Source organism: Pseudomonas wadenswilerensis, assembly GCF_900497695.1.
GTDB lineage: Bacteria > Pseudomonadota > Gammaproteobacteria > Pseudomonadales > Pseudomonadaceae > Aquipseudomonas > Aquipseudomonas wadenswilerensis.
In genome coordinates, this window is the sequence record NZ_UIDD01000007.1 from 342,914 (window position 1) to 362,634 (window position 19,721).

16 protein-coding genes and 4 pseudogenes are annotated in these 19,721 nt (G+C 56.5%); 10 read left to right on the top strand and 10 right to left on the bottom strand.

Annotation, left to right across the window (positions count from 1 at the left end):
• Nucleotides 1-98 precede the first annotated feature (98 nt).
• The 3 genes and pseudogenes from CCOS864_RS12665 to CCOS864_RS28915 all read right to left on the bottom strand — a co-directional run.
• The gene (locus CCOS864_RS12665; protein WP_115086627.1) at nucleotides 99-1,823 is read right to left on the bottom strand and encodes a ShlB/FhaC/HecB family hemolysin secretion/activation protein; all 1,725 of its coding nucleotides are present in this window, start codon (nucleotides 1,821-1,823) and stop codon (nucleotides 99-101) included.
• A 526-nt stretch (nucleotides 1,824-2,349) separates the two neighbouring features.
• Nucleotides 2,350-2,560 (bottom strand): annotated as a pseudogene (locus CCOS864_RS12670) (IS3 family transposase); the annotation flags it as partial.
• Between the two features lie 350 nt (nucleotides 2,561-2,910).
• Nucleotides 2,911-3,165: pseudogene (locus CCOS864_RS28915) on the bottom strand (IS110 family transposase); the annotation flags it as partial.
• On the opposite strand from CCOS864_RS28915, the gene CCOS864_RS12680 reads away from it, so the two are divergent.
• The 4 genes and pseudogenes from CCOS864_RS12680 to CCOS864_RS12695 all read left to right on the top strand — a co-directional run.
• On the top strand, nucleotides 3,149-3,412 hold the full coding sequence (locus tag CCOS864_RS12680) for a hypothetical protein (RefSeq protein ID WP_167458888.1): 264 nt from the start codon (nucleotides 3,149-3,151) through the stop codon (nucleotides 3,410-3,412). The pseudogene CCOS864_RS28915 and the gene CCOS864_RS12680 sit on opposite strands and share 17 nt — an antisense overlap.
• Before the next feature lie 571 nt (nucleotides 3,413-3,983).
• Nucleotides 3,984-4,265: a type II toxin-antitoxin system Phd/YefM family antitoxin gene (locus tag CCOS864_RS12685; RefSeq protein WP_115086629.1), complete on the top strand. Its 282-nt coding sequence runs from the start codon at nucleotides 3,984-3,986 to the stop codon at nucleotides 4,263-4,265.
• A complete protein-coding gene (locus tag CCOS864_RS12690; RefSeq protein WP_115086630.1) occupies nucleotides 4,234-4,539 on the top strand; it encodes a Txe/YoeB family addiction module toxin in 306 nt (101 codons plus the stop codon). Before CCOS864_RS12685 ends, CCOS864_RS12690 begins: the two co-directional genes overlap by 32 nt.
• A 457-nt stretch (nucleotides 4,540-4,996) precedes the next feature.
• Nucleotides 4,997-5,434: pseudogene (locus CCOS864_RS12695) on the top strand (AAA family ATPase); the annotation flags it as partial.
• Between the two features lie 585 nt (nucleotides 5,435-6,019).
• Here CCOS864_RS12695 and CCOS864_RS28430 read toward each other — a convergent pair.
• The 3 genes and pseudogenes from CCOS864_RS28430 to CCOS864_RS12715 all read right to left on the bottom strand — a co-directional run.
• A pseudogene (locus tag CCOS864_RS28430) lies at nucleotides 6,020-6,217 on the bottom strand (Fic family protein); the annotation flags it as partial.
• 184 nt (nucleotides 6,218-6,401) lie between these two features.
• Nucleotides 6,402-7,163 carry an SIR2 family NAD-dependent protein deacylase gene (locus tag CCOS864_RS12710; protein WP_115086631.1) on the bottom strand — a complete coding sequence of 254 codons (762 nt, stop codon included), beginning with the start codon at nucleotides 7,161-7,163 and terminating at the stop codon, nucleotides 6,402-6,404.
• A gap of 178 nt (nucleotides 7,164-7,341) precedes the next feature.
• A complete protein-coding gene (locus CCOS864_RS12715; RefSeq protein WP_208644375.1) occupies nucleotides 7,342-7,803 on the bottom strand; it encodes a hypothetical protein in 462 nt (153 codons plus the stop codon).
• 142 nt (nucleotides 7,804-7,945) lie between these two features.
• On the opposite strand from CCOS864_RS12715, the gene CCOS864_RS12720 reads away from it, so the two are divergent.
• Nucleotides 7,946-8,221, top strand: a complete 276-nt coding sequence (locus tag CCOS864_RS12720; protein WP_115086633.1) for a helix-turn-helix domain-containing protein — start codon at nucleotides 7,946-7,948, stop codon at nucleotides 8,219-8,221.
• 357 nt (nucleotides 8,222-8,578) lie between these two features.
• Here CCOS864_RS12720 and CCOS864_RS12725 read toward each other — a convergent pair whose 3' ends face one another.
• Together CCOS864_RS12725 and CCOS864_RS12735 are read right to left on the bottom strand one after the other, a co-directional pair.
• Complete coding sequence (locus tag CCOS864_RS12725; protein ID WP_115086634.1) at nucleotides 8,579-9,019, bottom strand: hypothetical protein; 441 nt, start codon at nucleotides 9,017-9,019, stop codon at nucleotides 8,579-8,581.
• A 625-nt stretch (nucleotides 9,020-9,644) separates the two neighbouring features.
• Nucleotides 9,645-10,436, bottom strand: coding sequence for a tyrosine-type recombinase/integrase (locus CCOS864_RS12735; protein ID WP_244211912.1), 792 nt, complete (start codon nucleotides 10,434-10,436; stop codon nucleotides 9,645-9,647).
• Between the two features lie 202 nt (nucleotides 10,437-10,638).
• On the opposite strand from CCOS864_RS12735, the gene CCOS864_RS12740 reads away from it, so the two are divergent.
• Nucleotides 10,639-13,251, top strand: coding sequence for a hypothetical protein (locus tag CCOS864_RS12740; protein ID WP_115086635.1), 2,613 nt, complete (start codon nucleotides 10,639-10,641; stop codon nucleotides 13,249-13,251).
• A 429-nt stretch (nucleotides 13,252-13,680) separates the two neighbouring features.
• Here CCOS864_RS12740 and CCOS864_RS12745 read toward each other — a convergent pair whose 3' ends face one another.
• Nucleotides 13,681-15,036 (bottom strand): serine hydrolase domain-containing protein, encoded by a 1,356-nt coding sequence (locus tag CCOS864_RS12745; protein WP_244211913.1) that lies wholly within the window; start codon nucleotides 15,034-15,036, stop codon nucleotides 13,681-13,683.
• 122 nt (nucleotides 15,037-15,158) lie between these two features.
• Between CCOS864_RS12745 and CCOS864_RS12750 the strand changes: the two genes are divergently transcribed.
• The 4 genes from CCOS864_RS12750 (at nucleotide 15,159) to CCOS864_RS12765 (ending at nucleotide 18,665) form a co-directional block, all read left to right on the top strand.
• Nucleotides 15,159-16,070 carry a LysR substrate-binding domain-containing protein gene (locus CCOS864_RS12750; RefSeq protein WP_115086636.1) on the top strand — a complete coding sequence of 304 codons (912 nt, stop codon included), beginning with the start codon at nucleotides 15,159-15,161 and terminating at the stop codon, nucleotides 16,068-16,070.
• Nucleotides 16,071-16,396: 326 nt separating this feature from the next.
• Nucleotides 16,397-17,638 carry a type II and III secretion system protein family protein gene (locus tag CCOS864_RS12755; protein WP_115086637.1) on the top strand — a complete coding sequence of 414 codons (1,242 nt, stop codon included), beginning with the start codon at nucleotides 16,397-16,399 and terminating at the stop codon, nucleotides 17,636-17,638.
• Between the two features lie 26 nt (nucleotides 17,639-17,664).
• A complete protein-coding gene (locus CCOS864_RS12760; RefSeq protein WP_115086638.1) occupies nucleotides 17,665-18,402 on the top strand; it encodes a tetratricopeptide repeat protein in 738 nt (245 codons plus the stop codon).
• Nucleotides 18,403-18,404: 2 nt separating this feature from the next.
• Nucleotides 18,405-18,665 (top strand): DUF3613 domain-containing protein, encoded by a 261-nt coding sequence (locus CCOS864_RS12765; RefSeq protein ID WP_115086639.1) that lies wholly within the window; start codon nucleotides 18,405-18,407, stop codon nucleotides 18,663-18,665.
• 87 nt (nucleotides 18,666-18,752) lie between these two features.
• Here CCOS864_RS12765 and CCOS864_RS12770 read toward each other — a convergent pair whose 3' ends face one another.
• A complete protein-coding gene (locus tag CCOS864_RS12770) occupies nucleotides 18,753-19,721 on the bottom strand; it encodes a type II secretion system F family protein (RefSeq protein ID WP_115086640.1) in 969 nt (322 codons plus the stop codon).

Here is a 19,721-nt window from a genome sequence, read left to right on the forward strand (position 1 = left end):
AATCTCGTTCTGAGTGGTTGAGCCTGGCATTGCTCTATCGGGTGCAGAACTTAATAGCGCTCAGGTTTGTCGTTGGTTTCAGGCTAATCAGTGGTGGTTTAAATTTGCAGGCTGAGCCTGGCCAGCCAGACTTCCGGCTCCGTGCGAAAGCCCTGCGGGGTGGTGAGGCTGCGTTGGTAATCCAGGTCGACCTGGAGTTTTTTCCACGCCAGGTTGAGGCCCAGGCCGGCACCGCCGAGATGGCGGCTCTGGGCGCCGTGCTCGGCCTTGAGCCAGCCGTTGTCCAGGCCCAGGCGTGGGGTGATCTTGACCGGCAGGTCGCTGTTCAGGGGCAGGCGCAGGGTGTTGCGCCAGACCGCGCCGATGGCGCCGGAGGCACTGTTGATGCGGTAGCCGCGCACCGCGGAATCGTCGGTGCCCAGCAGTTGCTCGATGGCCGGCAGCGGGTCCGGGCTGTACTGGGCCGAGAGCTGGCTCTGCCATTGCCAGCGCTGCTCGCCCCACTGGCCGTTGCGCCACTGGCTGAGGCCGGCGCGGTACTTGCGGAACTGCGCCTGGGGCAGGTTGCGTTGCAGCTGTTGCGAGTCGCGATCGGCGCCGAACCAGGTCAGGCCCTGGGCGTAATTGACATCCAAGTTCCATACCGCGCTGTTGAGCCAGAACAGGTTGAGCCCGGCCTCGGCCACGGTCAGGGTCGGGCTCTGGATCTGCAGGTGGGCTTTTTGCAGGTAGCTGTCCACATCCTTGTAGGCCAGTTGCAGGTTGGCGCTGAGCTGGTGGCTCTGGTCGCGCCACAGCACCCGGTCGGCGCGGCCGCTGACCATGTCGGTGCGGCCGCTGTTGTACAGGGTGGTGCGGACCAGCTTGAGCGGGGCGCGGTATTCGGCGTGGCTTGCGAACAGGCTGTAGGTCCAATAACCGTAGGGCACCGAGTAGAACAGGCTGCTGCTGCGGCTGTAGCGCGGGCCGTGATTGAGGGTGTCACTGTAGTTCAGGTTCAGCGCGTCATTGATCTGCAACGGGCTGTCCAGATTGAGGTTGATCAACTGCCGGTCGCGGCCGGTGCTGGCGCTGCCGAGGTTATCCACACCCAGCCCGAGGCCCCAGCGCGCGGCGCTGCTGCGCGAACGCAGGATGATCCGCGAGGCACCGGGCTGGCTGCCTGGGGCGATGTCGGCGGTCAGGTCCAGGGAGCGCAGGCGGTTCAGTTGATCCAGGCCCTGCTCCAGGTCTCGCAGGTTCAGGGGCTTGCCGAGCATGCCCGGGAAAGCCCCGCCCAATGAGACTGGCAGGCTCTGGTCGGCCAGTTCGATGGTTTCGACGTAGCCTTCTTCCACCAGGATATCCAGGCTGTGGCCGGCAGCCGGGGTGCTGGCCAGGTAGGGGCGGCTGGCGATGTAGCCGGCCTCGACGTAGAGACGGGTGATGGCTGCCAGCAGCTGGTTGATCTGATTGCCCCCCATGCACGGCGCCACGTACGGCTTGATGTAGTCATTGAGCCGGGTCTTGGCAAACAGACTGACGCCACCGATGCGGGTGCCGATCAGGGGCCAGCAGCGGCTGTCGCTGGCGGTCTGCTCCGGCAGGGTGGGCGTGGCCGGGGTGCTACTGAAGCTGCCGCGCTGCATCTGCCGCTGGCGCTGCTCCAGTTGCAACTGCTGCACGTCTCGTTGTTGCTGTTGTTGCAAACGTAGGGTCTCTTGGCCGGAAAGGAAGCCGTCGGCATGCGCTGGCGCGATATGCAACAGGCCCAGTAATGACCCGAGGCACAAGGTACGGACGCTGGTGGAAAATGGGTGTTCAGTGCGTGATGAATGGTGCACTTGGCATCCTTACGGTTAAGAGAACTCAATGTGTATAGATGATCTACGAAAGGCGGGATCGACTAGTGATTTCGGCCTTAGTGCCACTCTATGAGTATTGAGGGTCACCGATAGTAGTATCGAGTAATTGGGCTTAAGTTTACGGAATGAAGACTTCTGATCTAATGCAGGAGCGACCAATATCGTTTGGCTGTGGCAAATTAACTGAGTGCGTCGAGGGGTAAACGTTACAGCGAAGGTTAAAATTAGTTAACCGATGGGCTGGGATAGAGCTTCGATAGAGCAAAAACTTGAGGGGAAATTCTGGTTCTTACGCAAAGTCTAAATGTATTGCAAGTCCTACGAAGGGCGTGCGTTTAGAAAGGATAACACAGCGGTTTTTTTGGGGCTTTGAAAATTTTTTCGCTAAATGTTTCAATATGTTAATGACTTAAGGTAGAAGCTTTGAGAAAGTCCTGAAGAAGGCTTCCTGCTTTTGCAAAATCTCCAAATTCCACCCGCCGAGGTTTGAATCGCTCCTGGTTTCCTAGACACTCTCTAAGCTCAGGAAATAGCGTTTCTCATACTCTATTGCCGACAGCTGCATGGCACTGCTGTGCCGGCGTTTAGAGTTATTGAACATCTCGATGTAATCGAAAATCACTGCGGGCTTCTTCACGTGTTCCGTAGATCTTTCGTCGAGCTCGCTCCCGCTTCAATAACTGGAAAACGCTCTCTGCAGCAGCACTGTCGTGGCATTTTGTCGCAGCCACGACCGTTGTCCTTGATCGTGCTCGAAAATTGCTCAACTTTGTATTTCGCCATTGACTTCATCCTTTGAACTGGAGGCAAAAAATTGCGCCTCTCCTACGGCCTCAGCCCAGCAGATGCCCGCTGCGCTGCGGCTTTGAGTGAGCAGCTCGTTCACGCAGCTACGTAAAACCAACCGCTAAACGTCCGGAGATCGGCGCTTGCGGCAGTGCGCGTAATAGGAAGATGGAGTGACTTCAAATACCGAGCACAACAGATCAACAGCCTCTTCAGAACGAAGTTGATCAATTAACGCGAACGCTCGTGCTCCCCGGCCATCAAGAGCGCGGTGGCCTTCCTAAGAAACACCCTCTGCCGGTTGAAGAGTGTAGCCAAATTCAGCCGCACGCCGATGCAGGCCTTTCACTACTCTCTCCCGATATCTCTGTTCGTATTGATCCGCTCCCGGATCTCGATAACTCATGCCGAAACGCATGGCGTTGTAGAACAGGATCACAATCTTTCGGGCGGTGGTGGTGACTGCTTTGGCTTTTCCGATTCGAGCCGCAAGGCGTCTATAAAAGGCCCCCAGCGCAGTGCTTGGCCTGTTCAACGGGGTGAAGATCAACAAAGACGACAGCATAGAGGTGAAGGTAGGCGACCAGCTGCCGTACCTGACCCTGCTGGGCCGGATCTTCAGCATGAATATTGGGCCGGTAGTTCCTGTGGCCACGGTTGTGTCCCAGGATGAGCTAGGCGCACGCTATGCCTGGGCGCTGGAGAAGACCAAAGCGCAGTGTGCAGCCATGGCTGACAGCGCGACCCAGATCGCGGCATTGGACAACAGTGGTGAGGTATGACGATCAGGCCGGAGCTGCAACCCACACCGGACAACATCCGCCGTACCAGGCTCAGCCTGCGCATGAGCAAGACCGCTGCCGGCGCGCTGGTGTATGGCCTGTACGAGAAGGGCAAAGGCGCAACAACAGAGCAGCTATCAACGCAGCGATGGCCAGCTTCCTGGAGGCTAACAAGTGTCGGTGTGGCGGGCCGCTCAAGCAAAACGCGCTCAGGAGCAATGCGAGCTGTGTGCGGGAGCTGCTGCAAAACCACGCAGCTGAAGGCAGCCAAATCCAAGGGCGGATGTTTAGAAAGCTAGGTGGCGTACAGTAAAATATGCCTTGCCAAGATTGTACGACGTTTTGTACCATATAATTGCCACTGGAGCGAAAGGTGGCCTTTTGCTTCTGTACCTTTTTAAGATGTCGTATAGACGTCATGGCACAGAAAGCTTATCCATCACATGGTCCGTTCGCGTTCAAGGACGCGGACCTGATGACCAATTGATCTCTCACCCCTTAAAGGCGGCGTGCAGTCGCCTTTAAGGGGTATCCACCTGGTCTGGGCATGCCCAGCAAGGACTTCAAAGAAATGCACGTACTGACTTTTAGCCAGGCTCGCGCCGAACTGAAGCAGACAATGGATGATGTGTGCCGGGACCACGAACCTGCCATCATTACGCGCCAGCGTGGCGAACCCGTCGTAATGCTCTCCCTGGAGGATTACAACGGACTGACCGAGACACTGTACCTAACGTCCTCGGCAAAGAACGCCTCACGCCTTCGCTCATCCATTGCTCAGCTCCGGGCCGGCAAAGCCGTTACCAAGGAATTGATCACCAATGAGCAAGAAGAAGCAGAGCAACAAAGATGAAGCCCGCAAGATCGCAGGGCTGAAATGGTCCGACGAAGCTTGGGATGACTACTGCCACTGGCTGAAAGCAGATCCTCAAATTCACGAGAGCATTAATCGACTGATCAACGAGTGCCGCCGCACTCCCTTCAAAGGCACCGGCAAACCTGAAGCCTTGAAGGGCGACTATGCTGGCCTCTGGTCCCGCCGCATTACCCAAGTACACCGCCTGGTCTACTTTTACGAGGCCGACGTACTCACCATTATGCAATGCTTCAAACACTATGACGACTGAGTTGTAGCGCAGCATCGTGCGCGCAGTTCTGCCGACCTCGTCCTGGGACCGGGACGCTTGGCCGAATAAACGCGCACCGCCCCTTTTGTGATGTTGTGACTTAATGCCGTGATCGGCACAGCCAGGCCTCGATCAGGTGCTGGCGCCGATTTGTAGGAGGCCGTGTGTCGCAATACACACTCACTGACGTGCAGATACAGGCGGGCGCACGTCCTGGCGAAAGCTGGGAGGACGCCTGTAGGCGGCTGGAAACGAAACAGCGAGTTCGTGCAGCTGACTGCACCGAATGCGGGACCAACGCTGGTACCAGGTCGGCGTCCCGCCGGCAGGTCCGCTTTGCGATCGCTGCGCAACGGCCGTACTGGAAGAGCTGGATTGCTTCAAGCAGAAGCCATCCAGCTCTCTGATGCATGTATGTAATGGTAAGGTCGTCGTTACTTCGGCGTGGATGTGCTGGCTGACTCGCATCGAGGATCAGGTTGATCTAGAACTGTACCGCGCCGATGGCACTCTAGTCGGAAGCATTCAAAGTCGTGCGCTTTCAGAGGGACAGCGGAACACGGCCGTGCTGAAGCTGTTACTGGCGCAGGGTGATGGCCCTATCGTCATCGACCAGCCAGAAGACGAGCTTGATTCGAACTTTATCTACCATGAGCTAGTGCCCTTGCTGCGTAAGGTCAAGAATCGTCTGCAACTGATTTTGGCTACCCATAATGCCAATCTACCCGTCAATGCTGACACTGATTTGATCTTTGCACTGGATATTAAAAACGGCCGCGGAGAGCGGTTAGCCGTAGGCGGGCTCGATCAGTCTGATACCGCCAATGCAGTATTAAATATCATGGAAGGGTCAGCAGAGGCTTTCAAGCGGCGATTCGAAAAGTACCATTTTTAAATTGATGCGATGGGGTGCACTGTGGCGCGCTCTGTTCAGCTTTAAGCTAATTCTTAGTGGTAGACAAGGACGTAATAGGCATGACTGTATCGTATTGGCGCAAGTTTGCTGGTCGAGTTGAGCGTAATTTTGAAACGCCGCTCACGTTGCCAAGGTCATTCTGAATGGACTGCCAATGCAGGCCTTTGTCAGCGCGGATATTGCTGCGGCAATTACACCATTGGCGAGACTCGGGTTACATTCCCCGCTGGACTCTCTGAGCGACTGGTCACTCAGAGACTTCCGTTAGTGGCACTGCATCAGCGCCGCACTCGGCTGGCGACGTTACATGAGGTCAAAGGTGAAACCCGCGAAGCCACTATGCTGGTCTCAGCTTCCCGTCGCGGGGATCAGTCACGTTGGGCAGATTGGATTAGTGACAAAGAACTCGGAAACGGCAAGGCTCGCTTATGTCGCGAGCTCTCGACCCAAAAAACTTTTGGTCTGGGCAGTGAGGAAATTGAAAGCCTCCGAGCGAACCACGCTTCAACGGCTTGGCTTTGAATTAGTTACTCGATAACCAGCAATGCTCGGGGTCAGTCTGAGCTACCAGAGAGACGGAAATAGAAAATCTATTGAGTGCCGCGAAAGCTTGAGGGATACCGGTTGGCGACGCTCCAAAGTGATCAGCCCCTCTCTACACATCTGGCTCAGCAGGCTGTGCGTAGTGCGTTCACTGACACCAAGGCGAGCATGGATATCGTCGCGTCGCTGATCACCAAGGGAGAGGAGCGTCTTGTTGATGTACGGGGTAAATGCCATTTGCCGCTTGAGTCCTTAATGCAAGCCTAGTGATAAAGTTTTAGCGCGTTCTTAGAGCTTCCTCCTCGCCGGTTAGATAATGGTCATGGTTTCATTCCCGCCCGTACCAAAAAGGCAAGCCCTTGTCGTGGTGGGTTGCTGTCGAACACTTAAGCGCTGCCATGACTCAGTTCGGCAGCGCTAGAGCAATCAGATGTGGCAGTACTTTCTCGGCGGGGCCTATCAGCATGATTTCACTCGGCCCGTTCATGGATACATCTAGAGTATTGACGTGTATGACTACTGCTCCAGACTCCAACGCTATATCTGGTAAGTCAGCAGCAGGCCGGACCACGCCAGACGTGCCAATTGAAAGCAACACATCACACTGTCGTGCTGCTCGATTGGCGGTTTTCCATTTGCCTGGCGGAAGATCCTCGCCAAACCACACCAGAGCAGGACGCAAGCGACCGTTGCATCGACGGCAGCGGGGCGGTTCTATAAATGCGCCCTCCGCTGGGATGATTGGGAAAACCAGCGACTCCGCGACAAAGCGATGACAGGCGAAACATTTGGGGACCATCAAGCTGCCATGGAGATGACGCACGTCTTGATTGCCCGCCCGCTCGTGGAGATCATCAACGTTCTGAGTCACCACAGTCACACTTCGACCGCTGCCAGATAACCGATGGATCGCCTGATGTGCCGCGTTGGGCTGCGCTTGCATGACCTGCTGCCGCCGCCATAGGTACCAGCCCCAAACCAGCGCCGGATTCTCCCGGAATGCCTTCGCAGTTTCTAAACGCTGCGGGTCTTGGCGCTCCCACAACCCGGTCAGTCGGTCGCGGAAAGTCGGAATGCCACTGCCGGCAGAAATGCCCGCGCCGGTAAACACCATGATATGTTGCGCAGACCGCAGTGCCTCAGCGGCTTTTGCTAGGGTGTCCATGGGTACTCCTCATCCTAGCGTGGGGCAGGGAAGGCTGTCAGGAGAACGGCTGCTGGCGCCATCGAAAGTGAACAGCCAATTCGGGGGCCTCGTGCCGAAAAAGCAAGGCTCACGCTCGGAAAGCCGAAGCCGTATTGTGGACAGACTTCACCGATCCACAACGGTGGGCGTTCCTGCATCAAAAGTGCGCGTACAACTGAGGTTCGTCAGCAGACTTAGGTGGAGGGGCCGCGCTGGTGATCCGCGCTTTCAGGTTTCGCGCCGAGTACAACGCGTGTGACCGTTTCCGCAGGCGTAAATCGAGATCCCCTAATTTGTAGGTGGCCACCGCGGTCTCGTAAATCACTGCGCTTTGCGAGCACTCAAGCCCACGGTGAATCACAATTTTACGAAGCTCTTCCAGGCTCCAGTGCGGACGTCCGCTGATGGATGGAGGGCATAGCATTTGTACCTGCGCGATCTCGACGCCTGTTGCCTGGGAGAGAAAGACGTTGAGTTCGTAGGCATCTTCCACAACAGCTGCGCGCTCGCTTTCACCGTTGAAAAGCGGCCGCAAGGTTACCCAAAAGCACATCCCTTCAATTTCACAATAGGAACCCGTACGGACAGTACGGGTGTGAGATTCGGACAAATAGATCAAAACGGGCTCCACTGAGCGCTGCATACCCCTAGGCGACCAGTCACCAGGGCTGTAAACCTCAAATTATCCCACAATGAACACTATAGATTGTAGCCCTATCGTATTCGATAGCGCTTCATCATTCCTTTTCTGAGGAATGATGATGGAAATCCGTGAATCCCTGGGTGAGGCACTGCGGCGCATGCGCATTCTTCACGACCTGACCCAGGAAGATTTCGCCGTAGTCAGTAGTCGAACCTACGTAAGCTCCCTCGAACGCGGACTCAAGTCGCCGACTATTCAAAAAATTGAAGAGCTGGCCGGCCGCATAGGTATCCACCCACTTAGCCTCATCGTATCTGCGTACCTTATCCAGAACCCGGATGTGGGATTCGACGGGCTGATCAAACAGGTGAAAAAAGAGGCGCTCAAGCCTTGACCGTCGATCCGGCTCCGAAAATGAGCGCTATAGTATTCATGCCGCCCTGAATCGACTACCATCGCTGCTCACTGAAACCCGCTTCGGGGAGCAGCGTAGTCATGCGTAGATCATTCCATGGCTAAGGTGGCCCCTTCTACATCCAAATGCCTATGGCCACCGCCGCTGCTCCCCGTTTTTCCATTGGCCTGTACAGGACACCGTGTCGAGAATCGTGGAAGATTCCTGACTAGCACTGGCGAAGACTGCAGGCTGGGAGCATGGATGGAGGAGGGCGTAGCTAAATAATGCGGTTTTGTCTCTCAGGTATAGCGAGCGAGGCGCACTCATCGGCCAAGCCTCCAACCCCTAGCAGTGCTACCCATGCGAACTGCCACCTATCTCGTCCAGAGCGGCTTTGACAACCGTGTCGGGGTCGGAGGATATGACGTCCTTCGGCAGCTTACCCCCCAAATACGAATTGGATGATTCGAACCATAAAGCCATGCCCCAGCCACTCATCCTGGTGGCCAGCACAGCTATGACGCGCTGCATTCCCTGCGGCGCTATAACCAAGGTGCGTGATTCGATGGCGTAACGTGGGAAATACTCCACCCCTTCGTAGTTAATAGAGAATATCGCACCTTCTAAATACCGGCCAGGAGAGCTGTCGCTCCGCCCCTTAGCCACCGCCGGCAACAGCGCATTTAGCTCTGGCCAGGTGAGCCAGTCTCCGCTGGCCATGACCCTGGATTGTGCCTTGGACTGAAAAATGGCCTCTCGGCGGGAAACAATCCTCGCCTTTCGAGTTACACGCATTCTGCGAGACGCTCCCTTAGCATTAGGGGGAGGGGATACCACGAGCCAATTCTGATTTGGCCGCCGAGAGATAGATCACCGCTTATTCGGCTTCTTTTTAACGCTAGTCCTGGTCGACCGTTTGCCCAAAGTGACCGGCACTCTCGGAAGCCCGCTCATAAGGGCGAGGCCAGGCGAAGAGTGGGCTCAAGTTGCTCACTTTCACGGAAACCTCTCCGCTGGCTGGTCAATGGTCGACCAATCAACGCCGGCCTGTGTCCTCGAAGTAATCGTCCTGGGCAACCAGGCCCAAATCATCAGTCTCACCTGACGATTCCAGACTGAACGTGTGCTGAACGCGTCGCTCTTGCTTAATGTACGCCAAGGTCTGAAAAAAGCAGTGCTCGCAGAGGTGTACCTCAAATCGCTGTCCGTCGTGGTCGCTGCCATACCCCAATGGGCTTGGAGGGTCCCATACTGGTAACCGCCAGCAGTCATGCGCGTAGAACAACCGCAGACGTCACAACTGACGTCAGTAATGGCCTCAACCTTGACTAAGCCGGTAATTTTCACTGTTGGCTCCTAGAAAATGGTTTCGATCCATGTTGGACGGCAAGCTGGCCATCGACGACTAGGCAATTCAAGCTCAACCGCGATCTCGCATGCCGATGCGCTTGACCGAATGAGCGCGCTCTTGGTCATGCGAATGATAATAGGTGTTCTGGGTCGTACTGAGGTTGCTGTGACGCAAGTCCTCCTGCAGGTCCTTAGGGTTGCGTAGCGGGGCGTCAAACGTAGCTGAGGTGTGACGCAGCCAGTGCGCAGAAGCACAGCGCAGACTTTCCATCTCATGATTAGCGCGGCCTTCGTTGCGCATCCTCTCCAAGGTTTTATCAAAAACAGCTTGGAGGAGGGCGCGGATCTGTCGGTCAGACAAGCCAGCTCGACCATTGAGCGTTTTTATCAGCGGCGTGCTTTCTCCCGGATGAGGTAATTCGGGGAGACCCAGGAATCGCCGATAACGCTTTAAATAGCGCTCCACGTAGATGTCTCGCACCGCAATCTTAGCCGACTTGTTGCCTTTGCCAATCGCGTGGTACCACCAGTTGCCTTCATCATCTAAGCGGAAGTCACCCATGGTGGGTTTCCAGTTCTTTCGTCCCGCGAGATCCGAAACGCGCAGGTACATAGCGAACAGCGTGGCAACAATAAATAGTGTTCGCTCATGCCGCTCAGGCTCGACATTCGCCATCTCCTCAACGGTATCCAGTACAAAGTCCCATTGCAACGGCGTGAGTGCCCGTGAAGAAGAAACTTCAAGTTCTTGCGTGGAGAATCGGTTACCTTTTTTAAGCAGCCGAAATGGGTTAGTTTGGGCGAAGCCGTCTTCAACTTGAAACTCATAGAATCGGCTACAGACCGTATACACCTGGTTCAATGTTCCGTTCGCGGCATGATACTCCTGTATGTTGGGAGTTTCTGCAGCCGAATCTTTGCGGGATTTGATGTTAAAGGGATGCCATCGAGACCTACAGGATGACCCGCAACTACTGAGTCGGCTGACGTCAGTGCTCGTGCATGATGTATCAATCCTTGAGCTTCCTTCAGACACACGGCCACTGCTGCTCAAGCGGTACGTAATGCTCGAAGATGATGGCAAGGACGGAAAAACAACAAGAATCAGGGAAGGATGCAGAGAGCTTCGTCAATTCTTGTCGAGCCTCGTCGGAATCCGCTGGCCTGATTCGCTGCAGAGTCTCTTGCTCTTGTCGGAAGACCCCATCAGTCGCAAGTTTGGTGCAGGCACCAGCGTGATCTATGGCCTCTTGATGTCGGGTGACACGAAAGGCATCGTTGAACACCTTTCCCCGCGTGCCGACAAGATCGTGCTCAATGACGACCAGGCGCATCTGCTGCACCAGATGGTCAGCGACCTGCACCTGGAATCGGTGAGCCGTCGACATAATGCCCTGCGTGTCCTCGCAAACCTCATGGGTGATCTACCCCAGCGTACTGTGCGTTTGGTACTCGGTCCGCTGTGTACCGAGCTAGCCGCTTCGAGCGATCTGAGATCCATGATCGGGGTCTCCAAGATTGCTTCTGTTCTAAAGAGCGCCAATCGTGATGATCAGCGTCAAGTCGCCGCGGCGCTTGTTGCGGATGTATGTACGGTCGATAAACAGTTTGGGTTGAGCCTTGAGAACATGCAGACCCCGAGCCTGGATGACGCAAAATCCATGGCCGCCGGGGCTGTGGAGATTATTCTGCCGGTGCGGGAAGAGCATGGCCTTTCTGCAACGCAGGATCGCACGTTCGTGAAATGGCTTCAGGAGCGCAACATCACTGTCGCTGGTGTGTCGTACTCATTTCCTTTCAGTACGCTTGAAAGCTGGATCGTCAGTCATGAAACCATGCTGATGAAGACATTGGGCGTTGATTACGTCACCCTCCTGGGTATCGAAGTAGAGGCGGGGCGGGGCAAGGACATTGACATGAAGCGTGCGGCGTCCCGTGTAACCGCGCAGTTTGAAGAAATGGCTCAGGCCGGGGAAGAGAGCAGAGCAGAACTGTGGCAGATCATTGGTGGTTATCTGACGCTACCGGAAGTTGAGTTGAGCGCCTGTGCATTTGCCGTTATTGAGCAGCATCAAAAACTGATGAGCAGTGAGGCGTTGTTGATTTGTATGAGCATAGTCATTGACCTGCTCATCAAACATCCCGAACCAGAGATTGACTTCGACCGGGGTTTCAAGTGGTTGATGCAGTGCGCCAGCAGTCGGTTTGACGAACTGGATGACGAAGTCAAAGCGCGTCTGGCGGCACTGGCTCAGAATCTGGCGGGTGAGCACTATGCGGATTATGCGGTACCGCTCTATGAAGGCGTGATACGGCGAGATGGCAGTCTTTTGGCCACAGTTTCTGAATCTTGGGCAGAATCACTAGCTCAAAAGCTTCCACTGAAATGCTGCGAGGCAATGTTCCGGTGCTACGATCGGCTTCCAGTGGCGGTCAAAGCAGCTATAGCGAACTTCCTCGAAACGGGTTCGACAGGGGCGCCCCTGTCTCCGCGCTTCTCTCAAATTTACCAGCAGGTGGCGATGCTGATCCCCGAGCGCTACTGGAAGGAGCCTGAGTTGCAGGCTCATTTGAACGCTGTATTGAGCCGCTTGCCGACGTTCCTCAACCGAGGGGACGAAGACTTGAAAGCAATCCTCCCTAGCCTAAGCCAAATCTACCTTTTCGGCGATCCGGCAACGGTTGGTGCCTGTCTGCGAGACACCTTCAAAACAGCCAACAGCTATCCAGCACTTCTCAACCTGCTCCATCAGTTCTTCGCAACGACGTGGCCTACAGCAGAAAACGCACCGGGCTATACGCCGCTGAGCATTTTCAACGACGCAATCTCCACGATGACTTCGTATCCTGCGGAGGCCAAGTCGGGCGTGCTGCGGTCTCTGCAATCCATGATCGACGACGGAATAGTCGACTCCGCTCAACAAAGCGTTCTGACGTCACTGGCCTGCGCTGTCTGGCAGACCCATGCCGCGGAAGCAGAGACGTTCTTGGTCAACTGCAAAGCAACATTTACGGGGGCTCAAGTGGCTGCGTTGCCCGATACTATCCAGTGGAGCAGCGATGAGGAGATCGCGCGCTTGGAGAAGGTGTGGGGCAATCTTGCGACCAAGTTGACTGCAGTTGAGCAAGTCGGTGCGACGTACCTGATTTTGGGCAAAGGACAGCTTCGCAGGTCGAACTTGCCAGACCAGTGTCTCACACTTTGGACGAGATCTCTCGGCAAGCAGGCATTCCAAATCGTCAAACAGGCGCTGCTTGCTGGCGCCGTCGCAGACGATGGTCGTCGTCGCTTGTGGCGTCAGATCACTTCACTGGCGGAGAGGCCGAATGATCTTGAGTTGCTCGAGGTGGCGGTGCTCCTGCTTGAGTTGGCTGACGCTCCGGAGACAGGCTCTGCCGTCATTACAGATCTTAAACAAATAGCCGAGCGCTTTAGCGATCAGGCCCAGCGCTACGATATCGCGAAAGTATTGCTGCTTCATCTCCCTCGATGCGCATCGATGGCCGTCAAGGCTCACTTGGCCGTGCTGGCTTACCAGCTAGGCTCCTCGGCCGTGCTTAAGACTGTCGATGCAGCTTCGCTGGGTGAAAGTGATTTGAAAGTCATCGCCGACAAGTTCGGCAAGAGTCGAGAATTGACGAGCCTGCGCAAGCGGTTTGAAAAATTGAACGTTTGACGCATTTACGCTCGGGAAGATGGGTCGAGATTTACTGTGGCTGCCATATCGAGGCGGCCACAATTGTTGCCGCCTTTGCTTGGTAATACGCCGGTTTATGCGTGCTGCTAGAGCCTAGCTGGATTCAACACGCAAGACATACGATCTGAAGGTTGCTCCTAGGGCGAGGAAATTTTGAAATTGAGAATTTTAGGGCGAGGCTGTTCTAAATTTCTACGAATTAACCGTAGGTGCGTGCGAGTTTCGCAAGGAAAGTCTCGAATTTCCGCAGTCGCGAGTCGAATCAGTGTTTTACGAGCCTCATGAACATTTCTAACATAGCACCTCATTTAACATAATATACATTATGCGTAGTCAACTATAGAAGCACGCGGGTGGTGGCAGGACAGATTTCAATCCTGCCACCACCCGACTCCAGCCTCTACGACTTCAGTGCTCGGCGCCCAGCGCTTGACTCACGGCATTCACGAACAACGCCTGCTCGTCATACAGCGAGCTTGGTGTCTCTGCGTTCTTCCAGGTCGACCACTGCACCATCACCAGTTTCTCCGCTGGATTGATTGCGATGGTCTGGCCGTAAATCCCCAGCGCCCAGAACGTTTGCTCGCTGGTGGCGGTTTTCTTCGGCTCGGCATTGGCGTCCGGTGCCGGCGCCGAGTACCACCATTGATAGCCGTACTGACCATTAGGTGCCGATGGTGTCACCGAACCCTTGGCAGTCGTCCAGTGCGTCGAACGTGCAATCCAGTCATCCGGCAGTATTTTCTCACCGGATGGCAGCTGACCACCGCTGAGCACAAACTGGCCAAAGCGGCCCCAGTCACGCAATGCGGCGTTGAAACCGTGGCCGCCCATGTCGACCTTGTCTTTGACCAAGGCGTGCCAGATGCCATCCTGCTGCATGCCGTAACGGCTCCACACGCGGCTTTCCAGGTACTTGGCAATGGTCATGCCCGTGGCGTTTTCCAGCACGCGGCCCACCAGCCAGGCGCCGCCGGTGTTATAGGACCAGACTTCGCCCGGCTTGACCCCGGGTTTGCGTTTGACCGATTTGACCAGGTTGAGCACGCAGTCGTATGGCGCAGGCTTGGCCTCACACTGGGTCATATGGGAAAAATCGGAGTCAGGTGATGCGTAGTTTTCATCCCAGATCACGCCTGAGGTGTGCTGCATCAGTTGATGCAAGGTTACGTCTTGCCACGCCGTGCCTTTGAGTTCAGGGATATACAGGGTGATCTTGTCGTCCACCGATTTGATCTTGCCTTCCTTTATCGCCACGCCCACCAGCACGCTGACCACTGACTTGGCCACTGAACGCGAGGTCCACAGGGTATTTTCGGTATTGCCCTTGCCGTAATACTCGTAGGCAATCTTGCCGTCCTTGAGGATCAACAGGGCGGTGACGTTCTGGTTGGCGATGTAGTTATCGATGTTGTAGTTATTGCCGTTCATTGCATAGTGAATGGCTGGCATCGGGCTGCCGGCCGGTGCTAACGGCGATGGTGTGGCGCCTTGGTTACTGAATACATCGCCTTCGTACAGGCGGTAGGTATTACGAAAACCCACTACCCGCGTGGCCTGGTCCCAGGTCAGCATGTTGTGGGGATCGGGCAGCGTTTCGTCGTAGGGTTGCGGGCAGACTTTCAGCCCCGGAACGCCGCAGTCTACTGCTTGGGCGACAGCTGCCAGGCTAGCGCTGCTATGAGTTAAACCCAGTGTGGCGATGGCCAGTGCCAGCACCGAAAAAGCCTGGGTGGATTGTTTTTTTATTGTTCTGCGTAACATCAGCGCTTCCTCGACGTTCAATGAATTTCCGCCAGTCGCTTTCGAGCTTATCAACTTGCTGGAACTGGAAAAGAACAATAAAGTCCGGGTCGATATTAAAAAAACTAACAACAGTGAATGCCATGCCAAGCGACCGGCTTCCTCCGCTCAATGCCATTCGTGCCTTCGAGGCGGCTGCTCGCCTGGGCAGTTATGTCGCCGCTTCCCGGGCCCTGCACGTGACCCAGCCCGCAATCGGCCGGCACGTGAAAAACCTTGAAGACTGGCTTGGCGTAAAGCTGCTGGAGCGCACACCACGCGGCGTTACCCTCACCGCGCCCGGGCTTGAGTTGCATCAGGCAGCGACCCTGGCACTGAAGATACTGGCCGATGCCGGCTCGAAGATCGCATGCCGGCAACAGGAACGCTGGCTGCGCATCCTCTGCGTGCCGGCGTTCGCTTCGCGCTGGCTTACGCCGCATATCGACGCTTTGCGCAGCCTGCGGCCGGGCCTGAAGCTGGCCATCGAACCCAACGCCTCGTTCACTTCGGTGGATGCCCGTCAAGCCGACCTGGGTATTGGCTATGGCTTGCCAGGTGAACACGCCGGGGTATTTCTGACCATGATCAAACCTGCAGTTTTCCCGGTCTGTTCGCCGGCGTACCTGGCGAAATTGCAGCGCGAAACCCTCCAGGTGCAGGACCTGCCAACCTGTGACCTGATCCACGTCGACGACGGTACCTGGTGGACCAGCTGGTTCGCGGCGCTGACGTTAACGCTCAAGGTCAGGTCCAATGCCTCGCACATGAGCAACGACATTGCCTTGAACCTGGCCCGACGTGGGCATGGGATTGCTCTGGCGACCGATGTGCTGGTCAAGCATGAGCTGGCAGACGGCTCCCTGGTGCGCTGTACCGATGCGGCGGTCGCACTTGAAACCTATCAAGTACTGACACCGCAACAACCACTTTCGGAAGATGCCGTGTGGTTTATCGAGTGGTTGAATCAGGCCTTGCGCGAGGAGTTTCCCCACGCGGCCGTTGAACACGACTGAGCCGGAAAGCACTCTACTGCCCTGCTCTCTTATAAGCTTAAAATATAACTCAACTAAATAACTATTTAGTTGAGTTATAAGTGACGAGCATAAAAAGGGCTTTGGTGGATAGCCACAGCCCCCCTGCTCCTCCTGTTTAGGGTGGCCTGGGCGCTACTGGAAATCGTTTTTTTACAATTCATAGCATTTTGACCTTTCTGCGCTAACGTCAAATAACAACGACAGTTATTCAAACCAAAAGAGCAGTCCCCTCTCGGGATCGCCAGGCGACCAATAGGTGTGAACGATCCGTACAAGCGGACCTAAACCAGACAAGGAAGCAGTGAATGAACAATGATTACGTGCAAGTACTCAAGCGAGCTGCGTGGACTTTGGTTTTCACTGGATTACCTGCCAGCATGGCCCTGGCAGCCCCCGGCAACTGTGCAACACTAGCCCCCCTACCCGCCGTCCTCGAAGTCGGTGAAGGCATGCAAACGGTGATGAGCTCGGATGTGGCCATCACTCGATTGGCTGTCGGCGATCCGAAAATCGCCGACGTGCACCTCAATGACAATAAAGACTTCCTGGTGACCGGTATTGCCCCCGGCGCTACCAGCCTGATGGTCTGGACCGCATGTTCCAGCTCACCTCGCCAGAGCATGGTGTTTGTCCAGGGCAAAGGGGCCGGTTCGCTGGTGAGCACGGTGATGCCGCCCTCGGAAGACCCAACGCTGCCCAGCCAGGTACAGACCGATATCCGCTTTGTCGAGGTCAGCCGTACCAAATTGAAAGAGGCCAGCACGTCGATCTTCGGCAAAGGCGGCAGTTTCCTGTTTGGCTCCCCCGGCACCGTCCCCCTGGTGACCGTGTCGCCCGGCCAGCTTGGCAACACGGCAGCCCGTATCCCGCTGGATAACGGCAGTTTCAATATCGGTTTCGGTGGCGGCAACGTGCTTGGCTTGATCAACGCGCTCGAAGGCAGTGGCTTTGCCTACACCCTGGCGCGTCCGAGCCTGGTGGCGTTGAGTGGTCAGAGTGCGAGCTTCCTGGCCGGCGGCGAGATACCTATCCCGGTACCCAGCAGTGGCAGCGACACGGTCACCATTGAGTACAAAGAGTTCGGGATTCGCCTGACCCTGACGCCAACCATCATTGGCCGCGATCGCATCGCCTTGAAGGTGGCACCGGAAGTCAGTGAACTCGACTATGAAAACGGCGTGAGGATCCAGGACTTTATCGTTCCCGGGTTGAGGGTGCGCCGCACTGACACCAGTATTTCCCTGGCTGACGGTGAGAGCTTCGTGATCAGCGGCTTGATCAGTTCGACCAATACCTCATCGGTGAGCAAGTTCCCTGGCCTGGGCGACGTTCCGATTCTTGGGGCGTTCTTTCGCGACTCCACCATCAGTCGCGAGGAAAAGGAGCTGCTGATGATCGTGACCCCGCGCCTGGTACAACCGCTGGCGGCGGGTGCCCGACTGCCTACATTGCCGGGTGAAAAACTGCGTAATTACGACCCGAACTGGTTCCGTATGTATTTCCTCGAAGACGGTAACTTCGACAAGCTCAGCGGCTTGTCGAAATGAGCACCAGGACATTGCAGGAGCACAGCATGAAGACAATGATTGCGGCGTTGGGACTGGTGATGCTCAGCGGCTGCGCCACCGATGGAGGCGCACGATGGTCGGGCATGGGCTCGGCCTCGTGCGCCAAGCCGAGCCCGGATCAGGAGCTGTCGCTGAGCATGGCCGATGACATGATCAGTGACGGCAAGTTGCACGCAGGCTTGGCCAATCTGCAAAACCTGCCGCCTGACCTCGCGGCCGTGCGCCTGCGCAAGGCCAAGATCTACCGCATGCTTGGGCAAAACGAGGCCGAGCCGTTGTACCGCAGTTTGCTGGGGACTTGCCTCGCCGCCGAAGGGGAACACGGCCTGGGCCAGTTGGCCGCCGCGCACACCGACACCGAGCAGGCGCTAAAGCACTTGCAGCGGGCCGCGCAACTGTCCCCCACTGACGAGAAAATTCGCAACGACCTGGGCGTGGTCTACCTCAAGCAACTGAAACTCAAAGAGGCACGTTTCGAGTTCATTACCGCCATGGAATTGAAGCAGTCCGATCAGTTGGCGGCCGTCAACCTGGTGACCTTGCTGATTTATCAAGGCAACTGGAAGCAAGCCTCGGAGTTGGTCAGTCGCATGGGCTTGAGCCCCGAGCAAGTCAGCGAAGCCCAGGTACGCGCCGAAAAACTCAAAAGTTCGGCCAAGGCCGTAGCAGTACCCAGTGATCGGGTAGCAACGGTGCTCGATCCGTCGCCATCCGGTGTCAATCCGCCAACAACGCAGAGGTAGTGATGAAACAGAACATACTCAGCTGCCTGGGACTGTTGCTTCTTCCGCTCGCCGCCCAGGCCATCGAACCCGGTCCTTCATCGCCACAACAGCAGGAAACCGAAGCCTGGTTACTGCTGCAGTCTCGCGGTCAGGCCGCTTCGCCTATCCGGCAAACAGCCGCGGCCAGCGAGCGCGACCTGAGCCTGCAACGCTGGCTGGAGAGTTACAAACATCCCATCCCTCCGTTCTACAAGGAGTACTCCGGCGGACAGAGGAAGTAACCCTTAACAGCAATGGGGCCTCTGCCTCCAGCGGGTTTACCCGCTGGAGGCAGAGGCCCCATGTCGTTGAGGCTTGCCCGCCTCTGCTTACAGCTTTCCGAAGACCTTGAACACGCCAATGATTGCTGGGCCGATAGCCACCAGGAAAAAGCTCGGCCACAGGCAGAAAATCAGTGGGAACATCAGTTTTGTGCCGATCTTAGCCGCTTTCTCTTCCGCCAACTGGGTGCGCCGGTCGCGAAACTCTTCAGCGTAGATACGCAAGGTGGCCCCGACACTGGTACCAAAGCGGATGCTCTGCGCGAGCAAGCTGACCAGCCCGCGAATGTCTTCCAGGCCGGTACGTTCGGCCAGGCGCTTGAGCGCTTCGGTACTGGGGATCCCCGCGCGGATCTCGGAATTGACCAGCGCCAGCTCCACGGCCAGATCGGGTTGGCTGACCGCCATTTCCTCGGATACCCGCTCGATCGCCTGGGGCAAGGCCAGGCCCGACTCGACACACACCACCATCAGGTCCAGGGCATCCGGGAAGGCGACGAGCAATCGGGTCATCCGTGCCTGTTTGCGCGCGTTGACGTAAATGGACGGCAACAGCCACGCCACACCCAGCGCCGTGATCAGCACGACGATGCCCACGGTCAGCGACAGTTTTGGAATCAGCGGCAATGCCAGCACCGTAAGGCCCACCATGGCCAATGGCAACAACAGGCGAATCGCCCAGTACATCTGCACCGCTGCGTGCGAACGATAGCCGGCATGGGTCAGCAGCGTTCGGGTCGCCGAGGGCTGGCCCTCCTCTACCGAAGAAAAGCGCTGGCCGACTTGCTCCAGCAACAGCTGCAGGTTGCTGGGCGCGCTTTGCCCGTAGCTCTCCCCGCCATGACCGCGTTTAATCAGCAAAAGACGGCGCTGTACCGGGTCTTGCAACCCCTGCACCAGCAACACCAGCGTTGCCACCGCGAGCACTACGCTCAAACCGATGGCCCCCGCGAACAACAGGCGCGCCAGTTGCTCGTCGCCCACCGCACTGTTGATCAGACTCAGCAGATAGTTCAT